We start from the raw sequence: 21814 nt of genomic DNA, 5'->3' as shown, positions 1-21814 counted from the left end.
GAACATACATTATGCATTTCCCATGAGTTTCTGGATTTTACATGTGTTTTTATGCACCTATCTTCGCTTCCTTCACGTCACTCTCTATCCCTTCGCACTCGCATTTGATCCGCGTAGTGAACGGGCTGAACTGCTTCGTGCCGTGCTTCCGGATTTGGAGGCGCTGCCTGAGGGCGTGTTTTCAAAACGCTTGCGTTCGGTCCGCTCCATCTGCACAATCTGACCTTCGTGCACCACGATATGCAATGAACCAAACTCCATGTCATTCAGCTGTCCGGCAATTCGGTCCAACCATACCTCATCCACTTTTAACGGCTTAGCCATAGAGCCGCCTCCTCTTCTCGGGCTATTGCCCGCCATATTCCTAAGTACGCTGTCATCCAACGGATTTATAATTCATTCTTATCCAACCTATATACTTGGTTTATACATTAGCAGGGCTTCCAGTAGCTGTCAATCTGTATTTTCTTCTTCTCATCATCACTTTTCTGAAACGGCTTTGTGTCCAAGCCAACTCTTGAGCAGCAACGTGGCGAGAGCCAGAATCAGGAGCAGGGAAGCTACGGCAAACGAAGCCGAAAATTGATATTCGTTATACAAAATCTCCACATGAAGTGGTAACGTATTGGTCTCCCCGCGGATATGTCCGGACACCACAGATACTGCTCCGAACTCACCCATAGCACGAGCATTACACAGAATAATGCCGTACAGCAGCCCCCATTTGATGTTGGGCAAGGTTACACTCCAGAAGATCCGCCACCCGGAAGCACCCAGCGTAACCGCCGCTTCCTCTTCCCGGGTTCCCTGGTCCTCCATTAATGGAATCAACTCCCTGGCTACAAAGGGGAAGGTAATAAACAACGTTGCAATGACAATGCCTGGCAGCGCAAAAATGATTTTGATATCATGTTCGGACAGCCACGGCCCAAACCACCCATTCGAACCAAAGACCAATACAAAAATCAACCCGCCCACCACAGGCGAAATTGAAAAAGGAAGATCAATCAGGGTGATCATAAGTCCCTTGCCCTTGAACTGGAATTTGGTAATGACCCATGCAGCGGCCACACCAAATATCGTATTCAGCGGCACGGTAATCGCCGCAACCAATAACGTGAGTTTCAGTGCAGACATGGCATCCGGCTCGGTAAGAGCCGCAATGTACACACCCCAGCCCTGCTTCAACGCCTCCATGAGCACAATGGCCAGTGGCAAAATAAGCAGCCATATGAGTACCAGGCTTGCCAGTCCAATCAACAACCATTTGACCCATGGAGCTTCCGTTGTTGCACGGTTCGTTCCACGGCCAGCTCGTACGGGTGGAACAGGGCTTAGTGGGACAGAACCCGCCATATGCTGCACCTCCTTTGGTTTGGGTGAGTGACGTCTTTTAATATCCATATTCCATCATGCTTCATCGTCATGCTCTGCCCGCCTTCCGGCTCCAACGTTGCAAGGAATTAATGATCAGCAGCAGGATGAAAGAAACCAGAAGCAACAGCAAAGCTACAGCTGTAGCGCCTGCATAATCGAACTGCTCCAGCTTGGCCATGATCAGCAAGGGAGCAATCTCCGTTTTCATCGGCATATTACCTGAGATAAATACAACCGAGCCATATTCGCCAATGCCCCGGGCAAAAGCCAGCGCAAAACCTGTCAGCAACGGTGGAATCAGATCTGGCAGCAGAATGGTGCGGAATATCCGCCATCTTCCTGCCCCCAGTGTGGCAGCCGCCTCTTCCACCTCAGCCTCCAGCTCCTCCAACACCGGTTGCACCGTGCGAACTACGAACGGAATTCCGATAAACATCAGCGCCAGCGTAATCCCGGCCTGTGAATAGGCGAGCTTGATGCCCAAAGGCTCTACAAACTGCCCAATCCAGCCATTGCCGGCATAGATCGCCGTAAGAGCAACCCCTGCTACCGCTGTCGGCAAGGCAAAAGGCAGATCAATGACCGCATCAAACAGCCTTTTGCCCGGAAATTCATACCGAACAAGCACCCATGCCAGGAGTAACCCCAGCACGAGATCAATCAGCGCCGCTGCACCTGCGGTCAGGAAGCTGACCTTGAAGGAAGCCAGCACCCTGGGATTGGTCGCAACCTCAATCATGGTTGCCCACGTCAGCCCTGTTGAGTTAAATAACAGCGCAGCTAGTGGAATAAGTACAACCAGGCTCAGGTAGAACACACTGTAACCCATCGTTAATCCAAATCCCGGCAATGTGCGTCTCCGCGCCACAACCACCTTGCTCATGCACGTTCATCCTCTCTGCCTTCAGCCGGTAAGGCTGGTTGGCCGCTCACAGCGCGATTGATCGGGTGTTCATTGAACAGAGCAACCTTAGCTGCCTGGAACATAGATCTGGTCGAAGATACCACCGTCATTGAAATGTTTGGCCTGAGTATCCCGCCATGTGCCGAATACATCTTTCAACGTGAACAGCTCAAGTGCCGGGAACTGATCTTTGAATTTTTCCTCCACGCTGTCCAGCGTTGGGCGGTAATAATTTTCAGCGGCAATCGTCTGTCCCTCTTCACTGTACAAATATTTCAGATAGGCATCCGCCACGTCGCGGCTTCCCTTTTTGTCTGCATTTTTGTCCACAATCGCAACGGGCGGCTCAGCCAAGATACTAACCGAAGGCACGACAATGTCGAATTTGTCCGGACCCAGCTCTTTTACCGATAAAAAAGCTTCATTCTCCCAGGCAAGCAGCACATCACCAATGCCACGTTCAACAAACGTTGTCGTAGATCCGCGAGCACCCGAATCCAGCACAGGCGCATGTTTGAACAATTCACCAACGAATTCCTTCGCCTTCTCTTCATCATTGTTATTATGCTTAAGGGCATATCCCCATGCCGCCAGATAGTTCCAGCGCGCTCCACCGGACGTTTTGGGGTTTGGTGTGATGACTTGGGTATCCCCTTTGATCAGATCATCCCAGTCCTTGATGCCTTTTGGATTGCCTTTACGCACAAGGAATACAATCGTAGAGGTATACGGAGAGCTGTTATGCTCGTATTTGTCCTGCCAACCTTCGTTAATCAGACCTTTATCTTCAATCGCATCAATATCGTATCCCAATGCCAGCGTCACCACGTCTGCATCCAGTCCGTCAATAACAGAACGACTCTGTTTGCCCGACCCCCCATGGGATTGCTTGATGGTCACTTCCTGGCCTTTCTCTTTCAACCAATGCGCCGCAAACGCTTTGTTATATTGCTCATAGAGTTCCCGCGTTGGATCGTAGGAAACATTCAGCAGTTCGATGGCCTTGGCCCCTTCTGTGCCGCCTTCCGCTCCCCCAGATGTTCCTGCCGCACTGGACCCGCTGCTATCCGATCCGCATGCTGCCAGAACTCCTGTTAATACCAGTGCCAGACCAACCAAAATACCCTTATGAATTCTCTTTTTCATGAATAACACTCCCCCGATATAGATCTGCATGACTACCTCAGGCCGGCTGAACAGGATCGAACGCCCCGTAAAAAAAACAAGAAGACGGAGGAACCCCCGCGCACTTCTCCCCATAAAGTCATGCCGGCTTAAGGCCGTGCATGCTCCATCTGAAAAGGATGCGCTGCGGTGTTCCTCCGTCTATACGGTGAGAACGTTATTCTGTTCAGGTTGCATGGTTGCATCTGTCTTTAAAATGACCGTTTTCACAATGAAAACAGATTCATTTTTATTATTCCTACCTGTTTAGTAAGTTATATACGTATAATAAAGGCAGTCTATATACCTGTCAAACGTTTTTTTCCGATTTTTACCGGATTTCTGCACCATTGGCAAAAAAAAGAGGAACAACGAACCAGCGTCCGTTGTTCCCTTCAGCGAATCCCATGCTTCGCTGGCTATTGTAAACATGAACGGAATTGGACGGCCACACCTTGTCCATTCCTCATCTGCCCGCATACCGGATATTGGGTACCGGTGGTGTGCTCATGCCTTCTCCCAGATAAAAACCGGTGTGTGGCGGTTGATTGTAGGCTACATTTTGCCAAGCGACACCAAGACGGTACACCGGATCATGCATCAGCGTATAGATGCGTTTGTCCGTAACTGCTGTTGTGGTATAGATCTGCATCGCCGAACTGTCATTGGTCCGCCATACCACTTCTTCTCTCCAGTCCCCGAACAGATCCGCCTGCAGATTCGGCGTAGATTTGGTTCCGTTGTTGGAAGAAACGCCGGATGCGGTGAGCAGGTTCATCGTTGTGCTGTTGGCATAATTCCACTTGTCGATTCGGTTGCTGTCCAGCAGTTCACGGAGCAAATCCCCATCCCACCAGATGCCAAAATTCGTGGAGGACGGTAGGGTTGTCCCGAGTTTCTGCCCTTTGGCCGTATACAGACTGCCGTCTGCCCATACTTCAGCGCCTTTATATCTTGGATCGATATCTGCCGCCATGCCGCGTCCAATATCCTTCGTTGTTTTGACTCCCCAGATTAACTGACCTGTACCTGCATCACGGAATTCAACGCCGGCATTGGACGGTGTCTCATGGACCTGAAATACCTCAAGTCCAGGGCGGTCCGGGTCGAGGTCACTCAAATGCATGGCATCGCCATGATGAAGTCCTGTTGTGTACAATCCTTTGCCGTTGTCATCCACTGCCATGGCACCATAAACGATTTCGTCTTTCCCATCTCCGTCTACGTCCGCCACACTCAGATTATGATTGCCCTGCCCGGCATAGCCCGAGTTACCCGAGGTATTGGAATCAAATGTCCATTGTTTGGTCAGCTGTCCATTCCGCCAGTTATAGGCCACGAGCACACTTCGCGTATAGTACCCACGCGCCATGACCAGACTTGGGCGCTCCCCATCCAGATAAGCAATGGCGGCAAGGAAACGATCCACCCGGTTTCCATAGTTATCTCCCCAGTCGGACACATTGCCGCGCGCCGGTTCGTAGTTCACCGTGGAGAGTGCTTTGCCGGTCTGCCCATTGAAAACCGTCAGGAATTCGGGGCCAGATAATACATAACCGCTGGAATTGCGGTAATCCTTGCTTGCATCACCGATGACCACACCAGTGCCATCCTTGGTGCCATCGGCTGTTTTCATCGCAACCTCGGCTTTGGCGTCACCGTCGAGATCATACACCATGAACTGGGTGTAGTGAGCGCCGGCACGGATATTTTTGCCCAGACTAATTCGCCAGAGTCGTGTTCCATTTAATTTGTAGGCATCGATAAATACTTCCCCGGTATAACCACTCTGGGAGTTATCCTTGGAGTTGGAAGGGTCCCACTTCACGATCAATTCATACTCCCCATCACCATCCAGGTCACCTGCACTGGCATCATTGGCACTGTAGGTGTAGGCTACTCCATCGGGCGTTGTCCCACCTGCGGGTACACTGAGCGGTACAGATAGATAGTTATTGCCCCATACGCTTGCTGCCGCTGAAGCAGCCTGCTCCGTTCCACTGACGACAGCGCGAACCGTATATTTGGAACTGCTTGTCCCGCTTGCATCCTGAAGGTTGGTGCTGTTTGTTATGGGCGTAGCGTTCACCTTGGTTCCATCTCGATAGACATTAAACGATACATTCGATCCTTCCGTTCCCAGAAGCCGCCAACTGACAAACACACCTGTCCCGGTCTTCACAGCCACCACACCGCGATCCAGATATTCCATCTGCCTTGCTCCCGCTGCATGTGTTACCGACATGTTGCCAAGGCCAAGCGAAGTAACCAGTAACGCGGAACTTAGCAGTGATACTCCGGCTGTACGTAATGTGCGCTTCCACAATGATGATCGATTTCCCATAAACAATTGCCTCCCCAATTGGTTTGGTAAGCCCGATGCCCTTGTAGCGCCATCTTTTTATGTAAGCGCTTTAATATATTTATTTTAAATTAAACATATAATTCCATCTATAGGTCTAATTTAGTGATTAAAGGTTCGTACATAAAAAAGCCGAAGGATTTCTCCTTCAGTTAGCCGTTGCCCGTTCTTCGAATTGCTTCAGTCGACTGGAATCACAATCAACCGAATTACGGATATGGGACGATTCCCATGTTCTCATAAAATGACTAAAAAAAGCTGTAAAACCATGTGTTTCTCCATGATTTCACAGCTTATAGACCACTTTTTAGATGTAATATTCCACGTTTACTTCACCGTATTACAACTTTTATACCACAGGCGCAATACATACCGGACGAGGCAGTTCCAGCTTGAACCCGTTATGCGTCAGACGTCCGTTTTCTTCACTGATCTGGAAACCTACGAGGTTATTGCTGTCCTGATTCGCCACAACCAGAATCCCGCCTGGCAAAATATTAAAGTTACGCGGTGTCTGCCCAATTGTGGACGTCCACTCTACGGCCTCCAACTCACCGCTCTCCTGATCAATATGATAGAGCACGATGCTGTCATCTCCCCGATTGGATGCATACAGGAAACGTCCACATGGAGATACTCGGATGTCTGCAGCCGTCCCCTCTCCTTTATGCCCTTCTGGAAGTGTGGAAATGTGCTGTACCGTAGTGAACTCCCCTCTGCGCTCATCGTACAGGAATGCCGTAACCGTGTTGTCCAATTCGTTGATCACATACGCCCACTTCGAGTTGGGATGGAACACAAGATGCCTTGGCCCTGCGCCTGGTGGCTGATCCATCTCACGATGGGTAACCAGACGTCCCTCTTCCAAGCGATACACAATGATCTGATCCAGACCGAGGTCACATACGACAGCATACTGCCCAGACGGATCGGGTTGAATGGAGTGTGCATGCGGCCCTTCCTGGCGTTCTTCGTTGATTCCACTTCCCGTGTGCTCCACCCATGCACTCATCTCACCAAGCGTCCCCTGATCGCCAACCGGGAATACATTGACACTGCCGCTGCTATAGTTGGATGAGAATACCCACTGACCATCCTTGGAGACGGACACATAACATGGAGAAGCCCCTCTGGTCTGTTTTCGATCCATCAGGTGCAGCTCACTCGTTGCCGCATCTCTTTGATAGACCAACACCTCTCCCTCGTCCGTCTCACTCGCCACATACAGACAGTTTCCATCCGGGGATAGCGCCAGATAAGACGGATTATCCACACCATCCATGTGATTGACGATTCGCATCTCTCCTGTATCCGCATTCAACGCACATAGGAATATTCCTGGTTCATCCGCTGACGCATACGTACCTGTATAGAAAAGTGTTTCCTGAGTTGTGACTGGTTCCATATCTAATCTCTCCCTTATCCTATATATTCATTGGTCTGATTCTTCCCACTGGTATGTACTTACCCAATTCACGGGCAACTGCTTCACTTCCTGTAACGTGGCTTTCTATATTGAGAACAACCCCCGGTGAGCGCTCTCATATCTGGCATTGACTCCCTTACCCCCTCTCACCATAATACAAAGTATGAGACCTAACAACAGACCACCCCTACAGCGTAAATCTGACGGATTTCGTATGCAAAAACTCATTGTGCTTCCGGACTCCCTGCTGCAAGAAACCGCAGCTTATCCGGTCACGTCCGGATTATATGTTACCGATATCGGTTACTTTCACGAAGCGGAGCATCATTACCGTGACCGTCCCGATGGTTGTGAATCACACATTCTGATGTACTGTGTCCAAGGCACAGGCTGGTATACGATGGATGGTAGCAAGACATATGATGTCAGCCCGGGAAACCTCGTTATATTACCTGCACATGTCCCTCATGTGTATGGTGCCAACGCAGCTGAACCATGGAGCATCTTCTGGATTCATCTGCGCGGGGAACACGCTTTATCCTACATAGAACCCTTGTTAACTCATCATATTACTACCATGCCACCGGCCAAGGCTCAGAAATGGCTTGAGCTGTTCCATGAATGTTACGGCGCACTTGAGACGGGTTACTCCATGCAGACGATGACGTATGCCTCCCAGATTATCGGTTATATGCTTGGTATGCTCGCTTATGGACCGGAGACGACAGGGACAGATGGTGGGATCGTGAGCAGCAAACGTGCGGCCGAACAATCCGTTCAATATATGTTGGAGCACCTGGAGAATGGAATCACCCTCAAGGAACTGGCGGCACACGCGCGGCTGTCTGTCCCTCATTACTCTCAGTTATTCAAGCAAGCTATGGGGCATTCGCCCATCGATTATTTCCTGCGGCTTAAGATTCAGCATTCCTGCCGCTATCTGGATTTTACCGATTGGACCGTGAAGCAGATCAGTTCCGAGCTTGGATTCAAAGACCCGTACTACTTCTCCCGTCTGTTCAGCAAAATGATGGGACGTTCACCCACAGATTATCGAAATAAATCCAAAGGTTAGAGGCAGTGCCTTCACTTAGCCCTTTCTGAATGAATAGGAATTCAGTTGGAAAATTACAGCAACCTTTTGAACAGAAGGGTCGTCTATAGGGGCAAATAACTTTTATATAAAGGGATCATCCCTGGAAAAGTGAGGCGAACCTATCATGAAAAAAAATATACTGGCTACATTAACTGCGGGAGCTCTGCTCACGCTGTCTCTAAGTGCAGGCCCGATCAACGCTGCGCAGGCCCAATTCACGGATATTCAAGGTATCGCAGGAGCAGACAAAATCGAATCTCTCCATAAAGATGGATTCATCAAAGGCGTGAGTGACAGCTTGTTCAAACCTGAACTGGAGTTAAATACCGCTCAGGGCATTCAACTGATTGCTGACGGACTGAATCTGAATCTGGACACGATTCGTTTTATCAAAATGCCGGTACCAAGTGACTACTTCTCTGCTGTAAAAGATGGCGTATGGTACAGTGATGCATTTATCCGCGCCCAATATAATGGCATTCAGATGTCACAGGATATCGATCCGTCCAAACCGCTTACTCGTGAACAATTCACACTGTTTCTGATGCAAGGCATCGAGGCCAAAGGCGGTCTGCCGATGATTAATATCAAACCTGTGGATATTACCGACGAACAGGAACTTACGCCAGAGTATCAAGGTGCCATTCAGCGTTCACTCGTTCTCAAAATCAATGAACTGGATGCCGACGGAAACTTCAATCCCAAACAAACGATTACCCGCGCCGAAGCAGCAGTGATGATGTATAACGCAATCGAGTACATGGAATCGTTCCATGCACCACAAATCCCGGAGACACCTGAGAAGTAATCATTTCATGGTGGAAGTTAAGAACTCACTTGAGTGTTAAATCTGATCTATTGGAGTCACCACTAAAGTGAGTTTGGACTTTTCTATACAACCCCAATATGCCAAACAGCCGCACCTTCCCTCAACAGGAAAGTGCGGCTGTTTGTATTATACCTATATCACTGATGCAATCATCAGATTTAACTTTCTAACTTAGAAAGAACCTTTAACAACAACCTCAGACAACGGTAAACGTCCTGACGGGCGAGCTGGCTGTGCAGCTTTACCTACAGTAATCAACAACGTTGGCACAAATCGTGCAGGAATGTTGAATGTTTCGATCAGTTTTTGTGGATTATATCCACCGATTGGACATGTATCGTAACCCAGGGAGCGTGCAGCAATCATAATATTTTGGGAAGCAAAAGATGCATTGCGGATCGCTTCATCGCGAGCGATTTGCGGGCTTTGGTAAGCACCGTTGATCTGTCCAACCAATGCGTCACGAACCTCAGCAGTCAGTGCGCCTGCTTCAACAGCTTGATCGTAGATTACGGTGTTACGGTTTGCTTCCAAATCTCCAAGAACAGCAATCGTAACCGAACTTTCCACGATCTGACTTTGACCGTAAGCAACTGGCAGCAATTTCGCTTTATCTGCTTCGGATTCAATCACGAGGAATCTCCAGTGTTGCAGGTTCCATGAAGATGGTGCTTCCGCAGCTGCTGTCAAAATCGCATTGAGATCAGCTTCAGGCAATTCAAACCCTTTTTCGTACTTTTTGACAGCATGGCGTTCGCTAATAACGCGAAGTGTTTCATTTTTTTCAATGCCTGACATGTGTTCCACTCCCCAGAATCTAATTTGTTTATACTTCTTTACTTTCGCAAGGTGATCTCGAAGTTTACTCTACCAGGGATTTTCCTTCCGAAAATAACATCAGCGCAGACGATGTCTCCTCATCTGTGTTCAGGTTATGCCCGGAATCGCTTGAGAACATCAATGGATCTTTCACCGGAGCACACGCCCATGCCGTAACTTGTCCACCATGCCTGACTAAACCAAGACCATATTCATGGAGGACCATTCGTTGTGGACTCCGTCAGGACTTCTCCTTTGCAGATAATCCTTTCAGCGATAAGTTCAACGTTTCCCCATGACCTATGCGTTCTTTCACATCCTGAATGGATATACGATCAAAATAAGCGCTGAGCGCCTCTTCGCCACCATTATAAATGTTCCCCATCACATCCTGCATATTGGAAGATACCACGCACGATGAACCGGACTCCCCTGAGCACCAGTTGGGACCGAGTGAACCACCAGCTACCAGTCTGTACAATTCTCCCAGCTTGATCTCTTCACTTGGACGGCTAAGCAAGTACCCACCATGAGCACCTTCCTTGGTCGTCAGGTAACCATGCTTGCGCAGAACACTAAGTACCTTACGGACTCTGGCCGGGTGTGTACCCACACTCTGGGACAAATCTTCACTATTGGCCATACACTCATCTCTCATCGACAGAAAAACAAGACAATGCACCGCTATGGTAAATTCGCTGTTCATAACTTACTCCTTCCCGGCTTACAACACCGATGAACTTCAACCCAAGGTAAGTATAACTGTCATTATATGAATAACAGTTATGTTTGTCAACTTTCGTCCAGGATGGAGATCAAACGTGATTTTTCCTGTTATACCAATACTTACAGCTCATCAACACAATTAAGCTAGGATTAACATCCCGTCTTTATTTCAATCCAAAAAAGAACAAAAAAGTGAGCCTTTCGCTACGCGAAGGGCTCCAATAAGATAGACATATGAAAGGGCTTACGTGATTATTATAATCGGTAATCTTCAATTTGAAAACGCTTTTTTTGTAAAGTGCATCATTATTTAAAATTTTTTTTATTTGAATAAAATGAACAACAGCTATTGCTAAAACTAATCCTATTAGTTATTATACTAATACCATTAGTTTTAAGGAGGGTTTAACGATGCGTATTACCCGAGAATTTGATGTCGTTCAAGTTACGTTTTTCCCAAGACTCTTCCCTGTGAACGTATACCTGGTTGAAGAGGAAGATGGATTAACCCTGATTGATGCCGGAATACCGGTCAGTCTTAAGGGGATTTTGGCAACTGCCCAGTCCCTTGGAAAACCCATTACCAAGATCATTCTGACTCACGCTCATAGCGACCATATTGGTGCATTGGATCGTCTCAAAGAGGCAATGCCTCAAGTCGAGGTCTTCATCTCCAGACGGGATGCCCGGCTATTGGCGGGTGATACTTCCCTTCTTCCCGGTGAGCCACAAACCCCGGTACGCGGCGGCGTGCCTAAGCCCAAAGCGGTGCGCACCCAGCCAAACCACTTGCTGGATGACGCTGACCAGATTGGTTCACTGGTCGCCATTGCCTCACCAGGACATACGCCGGGGCATATGTCCTTCATGGATACGCGCAGCCGCGTGCTCATCGCTGGCGACGCGTACCAGCTGCAAGGCGGCCTTGCCGTATCCGGCCGCGTGCGCCCGCTCTTCCCGTTCCCTGCGCTGGCGACGTGGAACCGCGAAGCGGCTCTGGCCAGCGCGAAGCGCCTGGCGGAGCTGGAACCGTCCGTGCTGGCTGTAGGCCACGGACGGATGCTGCGCCAGCCCGCGGCCGCCATGCGCGCGGCAACCGCTGATGCACAGCAGCGGTTTGATCTTGCCGGGGGGCAACGATGAGCCCCCGGCAAGGGCTGGATCGCGGCGCTCTGCTCAGCGCCGCCGCCCAGCTTGCTGACAGCGACGGCTTTCAGGCGCTGACACTCGCCGCGTTGGCACAGCGGCTGGATGTGCGCTCGCCGTCGCTCTACAACCACATCAGCGGACTTCCCGGGCTTCGCCAGGAAATGGCGCTGATGTCCGTACAACAGCTCAGCCGCGCATTAACCGCGGCTATCGCTGACCGCACTGGCGATGATGCCATCCAGGCCATCGCTGCGGCATACATTGGCTTCGTCCGCGAGCACCCCGGGCTGTACGAAGCCTCATTTCATGCCCCGGACCGCGAGGAGCCACAGCTCGCCGAGGCCAGCACAGCCACGCTGGAGTTGCTGCTGCACAGCTTGCAGCCATACCCGCTCACCGAAGCGGAAGCATTGCACGCCGTTCGTGGTTTGCGCAGCCTCTGCCATGGATTTGCCTCCATTGAGGCACAAGGCGGCTTCAACATGGACTTTGATCCGGACGAAAGTCTGCGTCTGACCGTATCCGCCTTCCTGCACGGACTCCGGCATCTCCACCAGGACTAGTTAAGCCACGCATTGCATCATGAAAAAGGACTGCATAGGATCTGCAGTCCTTTTTGATTGCCGTGTACTGCTACATCCCATAGATTTGACAGTAATAATGTTATAGTTACGCCAATGCCTTTTAACACATTAACATCCACTTTGAATTCATCTTTCATCGGTTGTGTTCTTTATAATTTCTTTCTTTACAATTTCTTTTAATACAGAAGAAAAAGGGACGCCTCGGTTGGGTCATGCCATGATCGGTGCCCTCTGACCAAAATCTAACGAACCTAGGACACTCTATAGCGGCAATTAGAGCGAATAACAACAACTAGAACTCCACACGTCCTATTTCGCAGAAAACTGGCTGTGGGACAGGAATAACGAGTATATTCCGTCATTTAACGTGTCTGTGATTCGTTACATTTACCAACGTACCAAATTAGACCAAATAAGATGTGCTGAGTTCGTTAGAACGTGCTACGTACGGCGCTTCAGATCTAGCTACAACTCCCATTGTTCATGGTGGTAAGAGTCTGAAACGTATTCAATCTACCCAGTCCCATTTCACCTGGCCATCTGATCCTTACTTGATCCGCCCTGTCTCTCAACCACACTTTTGCCACTCACAACACGCACTTCTCTATTATGTACATCTCCCGTTCCTCTCGAAAGGTGGAATGGACTTTGGCTTCCCTTTTTCCATCGAAACGGTTCTCGATAATCTATCTATGGCCATTGCTGCCGTCCGTCCTGCACTTCATTCAAAATATGCTTCATCACGGGCACGTACACTTTCCAGTAGAACATGTCCGGAATATCTTTCTGATCTGGCGTAAGTTTGGACCGGACGACCTCCCATCCCCGGATTCGGCGCCAGAAGGAATAATGCTTCATCTCTCCAAAGGACCCTGCCATGTAATACGACCGATTATAGTCGTCGTACCGGACCAGTGCAGCAAATTCCGCAGGAATTCCTGCATCCACCAGCTTCTGCTCACCTGTCTCCGTCAGATCCGTCTTATACCAGGCCAGTATGGAATTCTTCTGTTGCGGCACAATGATATCGAACCAACCATTGTAATGAATATCCTGAGTTATACCGCTCCAATCACTGCCTTCCGGTGTAAATGCAATCTGTATATTGCCTGTCTTCACATCCGGACCTTTCTCCAGTACCATGACCTGTCCATCCATATGGATCAGCAGCATACCCGCTCCATGATAAGACCATTTCTTCTTCTCCTGCTGCTCATAGTGCGCCCTAACCCAGCGGGGTACTTCTTCTATACTTTGCAGATTAGATACCGATTTCCCCTGCCATCCACTGCTATTCACGCCCAAGATGGGGTATAGTTGCTCTCTTGTCATCTTGGAAGCCGTATTTGCCAATGCACTGTATTCGGCAACAATCGTTACCCCTTTATACGCAGCCTCGCGAATCTTCTGCACATCATATATCGTTAATCCTTCATAGATTCCGCCTTGTTTCCCTTCACTCTTCTGTGCAGACAGACTACTCCGATTCGCCGTCAGATAGATCAGATCCGTATCTGTCACCTCATCAGGCAGCAGTTGCTTCATCCGTGGAAGCCCGTTCTGAAGATCATAGCCGTAATAATCCTCTTCATACGAGTAGTATTCCCCTGTGTGCTGTACAATCTTCTGTTGATTCAGAAGCCAAACCAACCCCTTGTGCCCCTGATAGGACAAATCCGGTCTGCTCTTGTCAATAATCATGATGTTCAGTGGAACCGGGGCCTGGGATTGCCACATAATCCAGGGGACAACCAGCACCACCGATACCACTGTAAAACAAGCCAACGTCCACATCGTGGCTGGCCTGTAACTTTTTTTCATGAAGCGTATTCCTCCTTGCTCTGTTCCAAGGTATTCTCAGGATCGGTCGTTAGATTACCCTAATTCATGTCTGCTGTCCTTTTCCTCTGCCTTCCGCAATCCCATAGCCTGCAACATGCCATATATACGGGATATGTTATTCAGCGGTCTGAACCAGAACGTCTCCGTACATGCATACAACAGCAGACATGTCACCTCTCGGGACGTATATGCCTTGCGTGAACACCATATTTCGAACATCACCACACTTGCGGACAACAAGGAACCATAGAGGGTCAGTAGCAGAACGAGAATGATGCATAGGTTAATATCCACCCACTGTAGCCCTATGCCTGCAATGAACAGCACGATTGCTCCCAGTTCCAACACAGGCCCCAACAATTCGATCAAAATAAAATACGGGATGGATACCATCCCCATCCAGCCATAGGCCGGATTGAAGATCATGCTCCGCTGAGTCCATAGACTGCTTGCAAGCTGCATGTGCCAACCGATACGCTGTCTGCACAGCTGATGCCATGTACCGGGTACTTCTACCCTGCAGATCGGATCGGGAATATATATAATACGGCCACGTTCCCGAATCTGCTTCATATGTTTCTGTAACCGCATCACCAGTTCCATGTGAGCGACCTGGTCATCGCGCTTGTAACCCCCAACTTCCAACACCCGGTTCTTTTTGAATATACCGAATACTTCAGACGTAAATAAAAGCACATTAATATTGTAACGAACAAGGCCCACACCGCTAATCAGAAAAGCACGCACGTATTCAATGGTCTGCATTACATACAACGTACTGTCCGTAAGTCGTGTGCTGTTATCCGTTGAATCCGTTTGATTCGTATTTCGGGAGGCCATGAGATCTACTCGTCCACTACAAGCAACGACCTCTTCTCCCCGGAGAGCATCCATAACGGGTTTCATAATCTTCACCAATGCATCTCGTTCCAGAACTGTCCTGGGTCCAACAGAGGCGATATAAGGATATTGCGAGATATTCAGACCGGCATTCAGGGAGTCCATTCGTCCCCCATACGCCTTGTCGATCACAACCAGACAATGATGTAATCTGGATTGGTAGACACATTTAATCTGAGCCGTCTCCTGACCGAGTCCCGAATAATGAACTTTACTCCGAATGGGTATCAGATCATAGGTTTCTTTTAGACGCCGCATGGCCTCATCCTCTGATCCATCATTAATGATAATAACCTCATAGCGTGCATACTGAATATCCAGCAGACAGCTGATTCGCTGTACGATCGTATCCTCGCTATTCCGCATCGGAACAAGCAGGGATACCGCAGGAGCCAGTTCTTCATCCAGCATCTCATGATATTGCAGCGGGTCCAGATCCCTCCGGCGAATCAATGTGCGAGCGGCAGCAACTACCAGAACACTGCACATCACAATCGCTAACACCAGATAGATAAATATCCCCTCGTAACATGCCAAAACAAAACTCCGCAGCAACTCAATCCATCTTTCGTCCATACTGCATCCTTTCCAGCGTTTCTTCCGCTATCTGCCTTGCATATTTATCCGGATGGTTTACAGCCGTATCCCGGAGCTCTTCAAGTCCCTGCTCGTATCGGGCAAGAGAGTTCGCCGCTTCCTGTCGGATCTGAAAAGAAGGATCACCCATCATTACCTTCAATCTAGGAATAAAAGCATCCGCATGAACAGTACCCATAAGCTGGGTCACTGTTAGTCTTTCAGAGCGTTGCCTCTCCTCACCAGATTCGTTCCATACCAGCAATAGCCCCTTCAGCAACTCTTCGCGACCTCTGCTCACTTGAGCCAATGCCTGATAAGCGTGGGTACGGAGCAATGCATCCTCTCCAAGAATGAGCTTCTCCAGTAGAACAACGGCACCCTCCGTCTGGTCATCCCGAATACGAATGGCATTGACGATATTAGACTGGACCTGATAAGGTACGTCCTTGAAATGATCCTTCAGACGAGTCCAGGATGAATCGGTAAGCAACAGCAGAATCTGCAGATACTGCGAATCGGACCATACATATTGCTCACGCAACAATTCCTTCACGATTCTGAAATAACCGGTTCTGGCATATATGCGCAATATGATGAAGCGTTCAAGCGGCGTACAGGAAGTAACCCGCAGCATATCTTCTAACCTGGGCAGAAGCTCTATCATATGAAACTGTTCAATATATAACAACGTGTTGACCCGTTCACTCCACTTTCCCGTCTTCAGAACCGACCGGTATGAACTTCCAAAGACTTGCCAGGATAACAGACGAATTCGCAGAGTCTCGTGCTCTACCGGATCTTGAGCAAGCCGTTGCAATAACAGCTGCTGCAAAACGCTCTGTTGATCTCCACTCATATTCAGTAAGTCTGCTTTCACTTCTCCTTGGCCCAGATACTGCTGTAACACTGAATCCTCGGAAAGTAATTCCTGCATCAGTACCGTCTTAACCTTTTCCCTGTGCCTACTGCTATATTTCATCCATAAGATGTAACTGTAGATAACCAGCAAAAAAGCTAGTACACTTGCACATATGAGGCTGACCACATGTACCAACCAATCTGTATTACCTGCAAGCCACCCTCTATGATGTGAGCCGATAAGCTTGATATACATCCATTGTTGTCCAATCATTGCATGATTTCCCCTTAATCGAATAAACGGCCTTACAACGGGCACAATAATACAAAATTTTCAAATACACCCTGTGAATACATATCGGGTATATGATACACTAAGCTTTCTATCGGCTTTCTGCGTTTGTGATATAATAGGAACTGAAAATTCCGGCAATTCGTACTGAGTTCCGGATCTCCGGATAACATATTATTCCAGAAAGAGGGAGTTCTACGTGGCTCAAATCAGTCCGTACTACCTGCAAATCGGAGCAACCGTGGGCATGCTCGTCATGGCACTGCTTGCCATCTTCATCCGCATGAAAGCCAGTCACAGACCGGTGACCATTCGTAAAATCCTTATTCCTCCGCTCGGCATGAGCACAGGATTTCTCATGTTTGTTGTACCGGAGACACATGTTCCTCTACTCTGGGCATTCATTGCGTTTCTGGTGGGCTGGTTCCTCTTCTCCTATCCCCTTATTCGCAGTACACGGTTTGAACGAGTAGGTGAAGAAATTTTTGCCACACGTTCTCGCAGCTTTGCTTTTATCTTGCTTGGATTGCTGGCCGTACGCCTGATCCTGCATGAAGTCATTCAGCGATATGTAAGTATTCCGCAAACAGGCGGATTGTTCTTCCTGCTGGCTTTTGGCATGATTGTACGCTGGCGTGTATATATGTACAAACACTACAAAGAGGTGCTGGTCGCCGAACACTAGTCACCCTACATAGACCACCCACAGATTTACAGATAAAAAAAACACGTTCTGCTGCACCCTCGGTGTGCAGAACGTGTCTTTTCGTTTTCAACCTAATTGTACATGTAAACCATTCAATATCTATTCAGGATCTGCAACCTTAACCAGTTGCTTGCCCAGATTATCTCCCGAGAAGAGGCCCATGAATGCTTCCGGCGTCTGTTCGAACCCGTCCACAATGTTTTCTTCATACTGGATATGACCTTCCTTGATCCATTTCGCCAACTTGGCGCGGCCTTCCTTGAAGGATTTCGTATAGTCACCCAGCAGGAAACCTTTCATTAATGCTGTATTTGTTAACAGCAACGTCTGTGGTCGCATGCCTATATCCGGTTTCTCCAGATTATAAGACGAAATCTGACCGCATAACGGAATACGTGCATTCCGATTGATGTGGCGCAAGACTGCATCCGAGATGTCACCGCCAACATTGTCAAAGTAGACATCTACGCCGTCCGGGCAAGCCCGTTCAATGGCCGCTGACATATCCTGCTCCTTCTTGTAGTTCAACACCACGTCGAAGCCCAGCTTTTCTTTCAAATAAGCGCATTTCTCATCAGAGCCTGCAATGCCAACCACGCGTGCTCCCACAATTTTACCAATCTGACCTGCAATCATGCCTACCGCTCCGGCTGCTCCCGATACAACAACCGTTTCGCCGTCCTTCGGTTTGCCGATGTCCTCCATACCAAAATAAGCCGTCAGACCCGTCAGGCCCAGCGCACCGAGGTAAGCCGTGATTGGTGCTTCTTCGGTATCAATTAGCGAAAGATCAGCCGTATTCACTGCGGCATATTGCTGCCAGCCCCACATACCGGATACGAGGTCACCTTTGCGCAGATTCGGTTCCGAAGATTCCACAACCTGTCCAATGGCTCCACCCTTAATCACTTCATTTAACGCGTACGGTGCAGCATAGGATTTTGTATCTTTCATGCGGCCCCGCATGTATGGATCAACCGACAAATATAATGTACGTACCAGGACTTGCCCAGCTTCCGGTTCAGGAAGAGGTGCATCAATGAATTTGAAATTCTCTCTGGACGGGGCACCTTCGGGACGAGAAGCAAGTACGATCTGTTTATTTAAAGACACCAAAATTACCTCCTTGTTGCCAAGTGGACGCAAGGTTAACCCTTGTCAGCTGAGATCACTTACCACTGGCTCTGTGTTATCACTTCTTAATAGTTTAAACCGAAACAGGCGGTTCACAAACGTGGGCCGCCTTGAAATAATGCAAATATCGTCACATTGTAGCTGCTTTTGGCTATTATTGTGCTGTCAAAACCACTGGACCATCCGCCGTAATCGCAATCGTATGTTCATACTGGGCAGACAGACTTCCATCCAAAGTACGAGCAGTCCATCCATCTGAATCCAGCTTACTTCGGAACGTACCAATATTCAGCATCGGTTCGATCGTAATAACCATGCCTTCCTTGAGACGCGGACCCCGATGAGGCGGACCGTAGTGAGGGACTTGTGGTTCCTCATGCATCTTCTCACCAATGCCGTGTCCGATAAACTCACGCACAACCGATAGGCCTTCACCTTCTGCATACACTTGAATCGCATTGGAGATATCTCCGATCCGGTTGCCCACCACGGCAAGTTCAATGCCTTTGTACAGAGAGTTTTTGGTTACATCCAGCAGATGTTGTGCTTCCGGAGTCACTTCACCTACGGCATATGACCAAGCCGAATCCGCCAGCCAGCCATTCAGATTAACGACCATGTCGATTGTAACGATATCGCCGTCTTTCAGTGCATATTTTCCCGGAAACCCGTGACAGATCACATCATTAACCGACGCACATGTCGCATATTGGTATCCGTTATATCCCTTTTGTTCCGGCGTAGCGCCATTTTTCTTCATAAAAGCTTCTGCAAACTGGTCGATCTCCTGTGTCGTAATGCCTGGACGAATCATCTTTGCAATTTCTCTATGGCATGCGGCGAGAATTTCTCCGGCTTTTTTCATATATTCAATCTGTTCTTTGGTCTTCAATGTAATCATAATAACTACTCCTGTCCGTTAAAATCTTATCCTGTCCTCTATTGTAACGCTAAACGCTCAAAATAAAAAATTCCGTACAATCAGCAACATCCTATTATACGCCAAGCTCCTGTCCAATGAATACAATTATCCATGAAAAAATCGAAACCCCTCCATATCTGGCCACGTATATGCTTAAAACAGTTGAAGTCGAAAGGGGGAAAGCTCATGTTCAAAAAGATTATCGGCAAACTTATCGATTCCAAATCTTCATCTCACCGCAAACGTCATAGCTCCTCAGACAGGCGCTCATATAAACGTCACAGTAGTTCCTCAGGCAAGCGTTCCTACAAGCGCTATTCTTCTTCGGATGTGAAATACCGGGATAGCCGTAGTGGCTCCGGGTATTACAAAAGCAGAAAATACAGCTCCAGCTAAGCTGCTAACACGACTGCTTTTAAAGAGCAATGATCACACACCAGCTTATTAGACGCTACAATAAATGAATATGTAATAAAGGGGTGTTCGCTAGCCATACACACGGCTAACAGAACACCCCTTTATTGTTTCTATATCAGTATGTATCAATTTTGCTGATTTTGATGTCTTAATGCTTCAATGTAGCAAATTCGCTTGTCCATGGAGAACGAATAATACACTTTAAATTTATCAACTAATATCCGGTACGTCCCTTGCCAGGATGGTTCCTGAGCTGGCATGGATTCCGCCATGACAGCCACTTTCATCTCAATTCTTCGAACTAGTTCAATCTTATAGAGCTTTGTCTCTTCCTGAGTGAAACGAACACTTCCGATTTGAGCGAGAGTCTGTCTTGCTGAAGGTGTCCACTGGATCAACATCTATAAATTCCCTTTTTCAATTGCGTCAATTATATCATCTGTAGAGTAGACCCTACCCGAAGAAATATCTTTTTTGGCTCGCATAATTAAAGTTTTGAGCTCCAGATCACTTTCTATTTCTTCCTGAACCACGTTTTCCAGCGGCTTGATTAAATAATGCTTACCTTCAATATCCACAATGGTGTCTTTTTTGCTATGAAACCACGTTTTGAATAATTCGGCATGATCGCCTTCCAGTTTTTTAAGCATATGATGAATCGCCTCCTTCAACGTATAATTGTTATTCATTATATCATTCAACCCACTGTTTTGATACGTTTTGCATTTATCAGTAAAAAGGAAAAAGACCCCTGCAGATATCATACGAAGAGGTCACGGATAATATAGGTCCGCCTACAGAGCTTATTTCATTGTAATTTCAGCAACACATTCTCAATCTCTGCCTGTAACTCTGTCGCCCCACCCTCATAACTTGGCCGGAGTCCAAGGAGTCGCTCCAGCATCTGGTGCAATTCCGGCGTAAGCTTAAGTTCCTCCTGCCAGCTGGCGGGTTCACGGCCCTTCTCTGGCTCATAAGCCGAATACAGCATAAAGAGAAGAAAGTGGCCGATATCCTGCAAATCATGATCCGGTGTAGCCGGTTCATCTTCAGGCTCAGGGACTTCACGCATACGTCGCTTCAGCTCCGGCAACAACGGCTCCCCCAAGCGTCTCGCCAGGCCAAAGTCAATCAGATGCACCGTCCCTTCACGTAAAATAACATTGGGAATCCGCACATCTCCATGAATATATCCCTGCTCATGCACATGAGCCACCGGAGCCAGCAGTTGACCTGCCAATTCCACACATTCCCGCTCCGTATATCGAAGACCTTGCTCAAATATGCAATCTTCCAGCGTCTGTCCACGAATATACTCGGTAACGATATAACTTCGTCTCCCGGATGTGAACACATCCAATAGATCAGGGATCGCCGGATGATGCAGACGTCTCATCACGTCCGCCTCCCGCTCCAACAGGTGCGCAGAGAGTTTGCCCTTGCTAGGTTTGGACTCCTTCAACGCCACTTCCCTGCCGTTCTGGTCATCTGTACACAGGTATGTCAGCCCATAACTCCCCATACCCAGCAATTCCTGTATTGTATAACGCTCAGCAATGGTCGTGCCTTCCCGCCGAGGACGATCCGTCCATAGTCCGAGCAATCTTTGCCAACTTCGTCGCAGCTCCACAGATCCTCCCACGCCAGCTTCCTGATCCACTCAGTCTTTATCTATACTGAGCAGTTCGTTGCCAGTCTTCATGTTGTATGGAGCTTATTATATCAGGC

At 48.4% G+C, this 21814-nt stretch carries 23 protein-coding genes; 6 read left to right on the top strand and 17 right to left on the bottom strand.

The window, feature by feature from the left end; all coding sequences use genetic code 11:
- Positions 1-84 precede the first annotated feature (84 nt).
- From BS614_RS06175 to BS614_RS06150, 6 genes are all read right to left on the bottom strand, one after another.
- Positions 85-324, bottom strand: coding sequence for a YezD family protein (locus tag BS614_RS06175; RefSeq protein ID WP_036607453.1), 240 nt, complete (start codon positions 322-324; stop codon positions 85-87).
- A gap of 156 nt (positions 325-480) precedes the next feature.
- The gene (gene cysW / locus BS614_RS06170) at positions 481-1356 is read right to left on the bottom strand and encodes a sulfate ABC transporter permease subunit CysW (RefSeq protein WP_074093283.1); all 876 of its coding nucleotides are present in this window, start codon (positions 1354-1356) and stop codon (positions 481-483) included.
- A 67-nt stretch (positions 1357-1423) separates the two neighbouring features.
- Positions 1424-2260 carry a sulfate ABC transporter permease subunit CysT gene (cysT, locus tag BS614_RS06165; protein WP_047840330.1) on the bottom strand — a complete coding sequence of 279 codons (837 nt, stop codon included), beginning with the start codon at positions 2258-2260 and terminating at the stop codon, positions 1424-1426.
- An 87-nt stretch (positions 2261-2347) separates the two neighbouring features.
- Positions 2348-3427 (bottom strand): sulfate ABC transporter substrate-binding protein, encoded by a 1080-nt coding sequence (locus BS614_RS06160; RefSeq protein ID WP_074093282.1) that lies wholly within the window; start codon positions 3425-3427, stop codon positions 2348-2350.
- Between the two features lie 484 nt (positions 3428-3911).
- Positions 3912-5789: a rhamnogalacturonan lyase gene (locus tag BS614_RS06155; protein WP_084174420.1), complete on the bottom strand. Its 1878-nt coding sequence runs from the start codon at positions 5787-5789 to the stop codon at positions 3912-3914.
- Between the two features lie 367 nt (positions 5790-6156).
- Positions 6157-7212, bottom strand: a complete 1056-nt coding sequence (locus BS614_RS06150) for a lactonase family protein (protein ID WP_074093281.1) — start codon at positions 7210-7212, stop codon at positions 6157-6159.
- A gap of 235 nt (positions 7213-7447) precedes the next feature.
- Here BS614_RS06150 and BS614_RS06145 point away from each other — a divergent pair, with 235 nt between their 5' ends.
- Both BS614_RS06145 and BS614_RS06140 read left to right on the top strand, forming a co-directional pair.
- A complete protein-coding gene (locus BS614_RS06145) occupies positions 7448-8308 on the top strand; it encodes an AraC family transcriptional regulator (RefSeq protein WP_167544381.1) in 861 nt (286 codons plus the stop codon).
- A 145-nt stretch (positions 8309-8453) separates the two neighbouring features.
- A complete protein-coding gene (locus BS614_RS06140) occupies positions 8454-9137 on the top strand; it encodes an S-layer homology domain-containing protein (protein WP_074093279.1) in 684 nt (227 codons plus the stop codon).
- 192 nt (positions 9138-9329) lie between these two features.
- Here BS614_RS06140 and BS614_RS06135 read toward each other — a convergent pair whose 3' ends face one another.
- The 3 genes from BS614_RS06135 to BS614_RS06125 all read right to left on the bottom strand — a co-directional run bounded on the left by BS614_RS06135 (position 9330) and on the right by BS614_RS06125 (position 10683).
- On the bottom strand, positions 9330-9956 hold the full coding sequence (locus BS614_RS06135; RefSeq protein WP_074093278.1) for a nitroreductase family protein: 627 nt from the start codon (positions 9954-9956) through the stop codon (positions 9330-9332).
- A 64-nt stretch (positions 9957-10020) separates the two neighbouring features.
- A complete protein-coding gene (locus BS614_RS06130) occupies positions 10021-10203 on the bottom strand; it encodes a hypothetical protein (protein WP_074093277.1) in 183 nt (60 codons plus the stop codon).
- 15 nt (positions 10204-10218) lie between these two features.
- Positions 10219-10683 carry an RrF2 family transcriptional regulator gene (locus tag BS614_RS06125; RefSeq protein WP_047840338.1) on the bottom strand — a complete coding sequence of 155 codons (465 nt, stop codon included), beginning with the start codon at positions 10681-10683 and terminating at the stop codon, positions 10219-10221.
- A 431-nt stretch (positions 10684-11114) separates the two neighbouring features.
- On the opposite strand from BS614_RS06125, the gene BS614_RS06120 reads away from it, so the two are divergent.
- Together BS614_RS06120 and BS614_RS06115 are read left to right on the top strand one after the other, a co-directional pair.
- Entirely contained in the window at positions 11115-11846 is a 732-nt protein-coding gene (locus tag BS614_RS06120; RefSeq protein ID WP_074093276.1) for an MBL fold metallo-hydrolase, read from the top strand.
- Positions 11843-12415 (top strand): TetR/AcrR family transcriptional regulator, encoded by a 573-nt coding sequence (locus BS614_RS06115; RefSeq protein WP_074093275.1) that lies wholly within the window; start codon positions 11843-11845, stop codon positions 12413-12415. Before BS614_RS06120 ends, BS614_RS06115 begins: the two co-directional genes overlap by 4 nt.
- A 711-nt stretch (positions 12416-13126) precedes the next feature.
- Here the strand turns inward: BS614_RS06115 and BS614_RS06110 are convergent.
- The 3 genes from BS614_RS06110 to BS614_RS06100 are packed head-to-tail and all read right to left on the bottom strand — an operon-like array spanning position 13127 to position 16889.
- Positions 13127-14257: a hypothetical protein gene (locus BS614_RS06110; RefSeq protein ID WP_074093274.1), complete on the bottom strand. Its 1131-nt coding sequence runs from the start codon at positions 14255-14257 to the stop codon at positions 13127-13129.
- A gap of 54 nt (positions 14258-14311) precedes the next feature.
- The gene (locus BS614_RS06105; RefSeq protein WP_074093273.1) at positions 14312-15754 is read right to left on the bottom strand and encodes a glycosyltransferase family 2 protein; all 1443 of its coding nucleotides are present in this window, start codon (positions 15752-15754) and stop codon (positions 14312-14314) included.
- Positions 15735-16889: a HEAT repeat domain-containing protein gene (locus BS614_RS06100; RefSeq protein ID WP_074093272.1), complete on the bottom strand. Its 1155-nt coding sequence runs from the start codon at positions 16887-16889 to the stop codon at positions 15735-15737. The genes BS614_RS06105 and BS614_RS06100 overlap by 20 nt, the downstream gene beginning before the upstream one ends.
- A gap of 217 nt (positions 16890-17106) precedes the next feature.
- Between BS614_RS06100 and BS614_RS06095 the strand changes: the two genes are divergently transcribed.
- The gene (locus BS614_RS06095; protein WP_176873064.1) at positions 17107-17592 is read left to right on the top strand and encodes a CcdC family protein; all 486 of its coding nucleotides are present in this window, start codon (positions 17107-17109) and stop codon (positions 17590-17592) included.
- Between the two features lie 120 nt (positions 17593-17712).
- Here BS614_RS06095 and BS614_RS06090 read toward each other — a convergent pair whose 3' ends face one another.
- Together BS614_RS06090 and map are read right to left on the bottom strand one after the other, a co-directional pair.
- Entirely contained in the window at positions 17713-18726 is a 1014-nt protein-coding gene (locus BS614_RS06090) for an NADP-dependent oxidoreductase (RefSeq protein ID WP_036607487.1), read from the bottom strand.
- A 175-nt stretch (positions 18727-18901) separates the two neighbouring features.
- The gene (gene map / locus BS614_RS06085; RefSeq protein WP_074093271.1) at positions 18902-19648 is read right to left on the bottom strand and encodes a type I methionyl aminopeptidase; all 747 of its coding nucleotides are present in this window, start codon (positions 19646-19648) and stop codon (positions 18902-18904) included.
- 207 nt (positions 19649-19855) lie between these two features.
- On the opposite strand from map, the gene BS614_RS06080 reads away from it, so the two are divergent.
- Positions 19856-20065, top strand: coding sequence for a hypothetical protein (locus tag BS614_RS06080; protein WP_074093270.1), 210 nt, complete (start codon positions 19856-19858; stop codon positions 20063-20065).
- Between the two features lie 146 nt (positions 20066-20211).
- Here the strand turns inward: BS614_RS06080 and BS614_RS06075 are convergent, their stop codons facing one another.
- The 3 genes from BS614_RS06075 to BS614_RS06065 form a co-directional block, all read right to left on the bottom strand.
- Complete coding sequence (locus tag BS614_RS06075; protein ID WP_074093269.1) at positions 20212-20487, bottom strand: hypothetical protein; 276 nt, start codon at positions 20485-20487, stop codon at positions 20212-20214.
- On the bottom strand, positions 20488-20736 hold the full coding sequence (locus BS614_RS06070; protein WP_074093268.1) for a hypothetical protein: 249 nt from the start codon (positions 20734-20736) through the stop codon (positions 20488-20490).
- Between the two features lie 158 nt (positions 20737-20894).
- A complete protein-coding gene (locus tag BS614_RS06065; protein ID WP_167544380.1) occupies positions 20895-21716 on the bottom strand; it encodes a serine/threonine protein kinase in 822 nt (273 codons plus the stop codon).
- Positions 21717-21814 lie beyond the last annotated feature (98 nt).

Origin of the sequence: Paenibacillus xylanexedens, assembly GCF_001908275.1 — a bacterium.
Taxonomy (GTDB): Bacteria; Bacillota; Bacilli; order Paenibacillales; family Paenibacillaceae; genus Paenibacillus; species Paenibacillus xylanexedens_A.
This window is presented reverse-complemented; position numbering and strand designations above follow the sequence as displayed.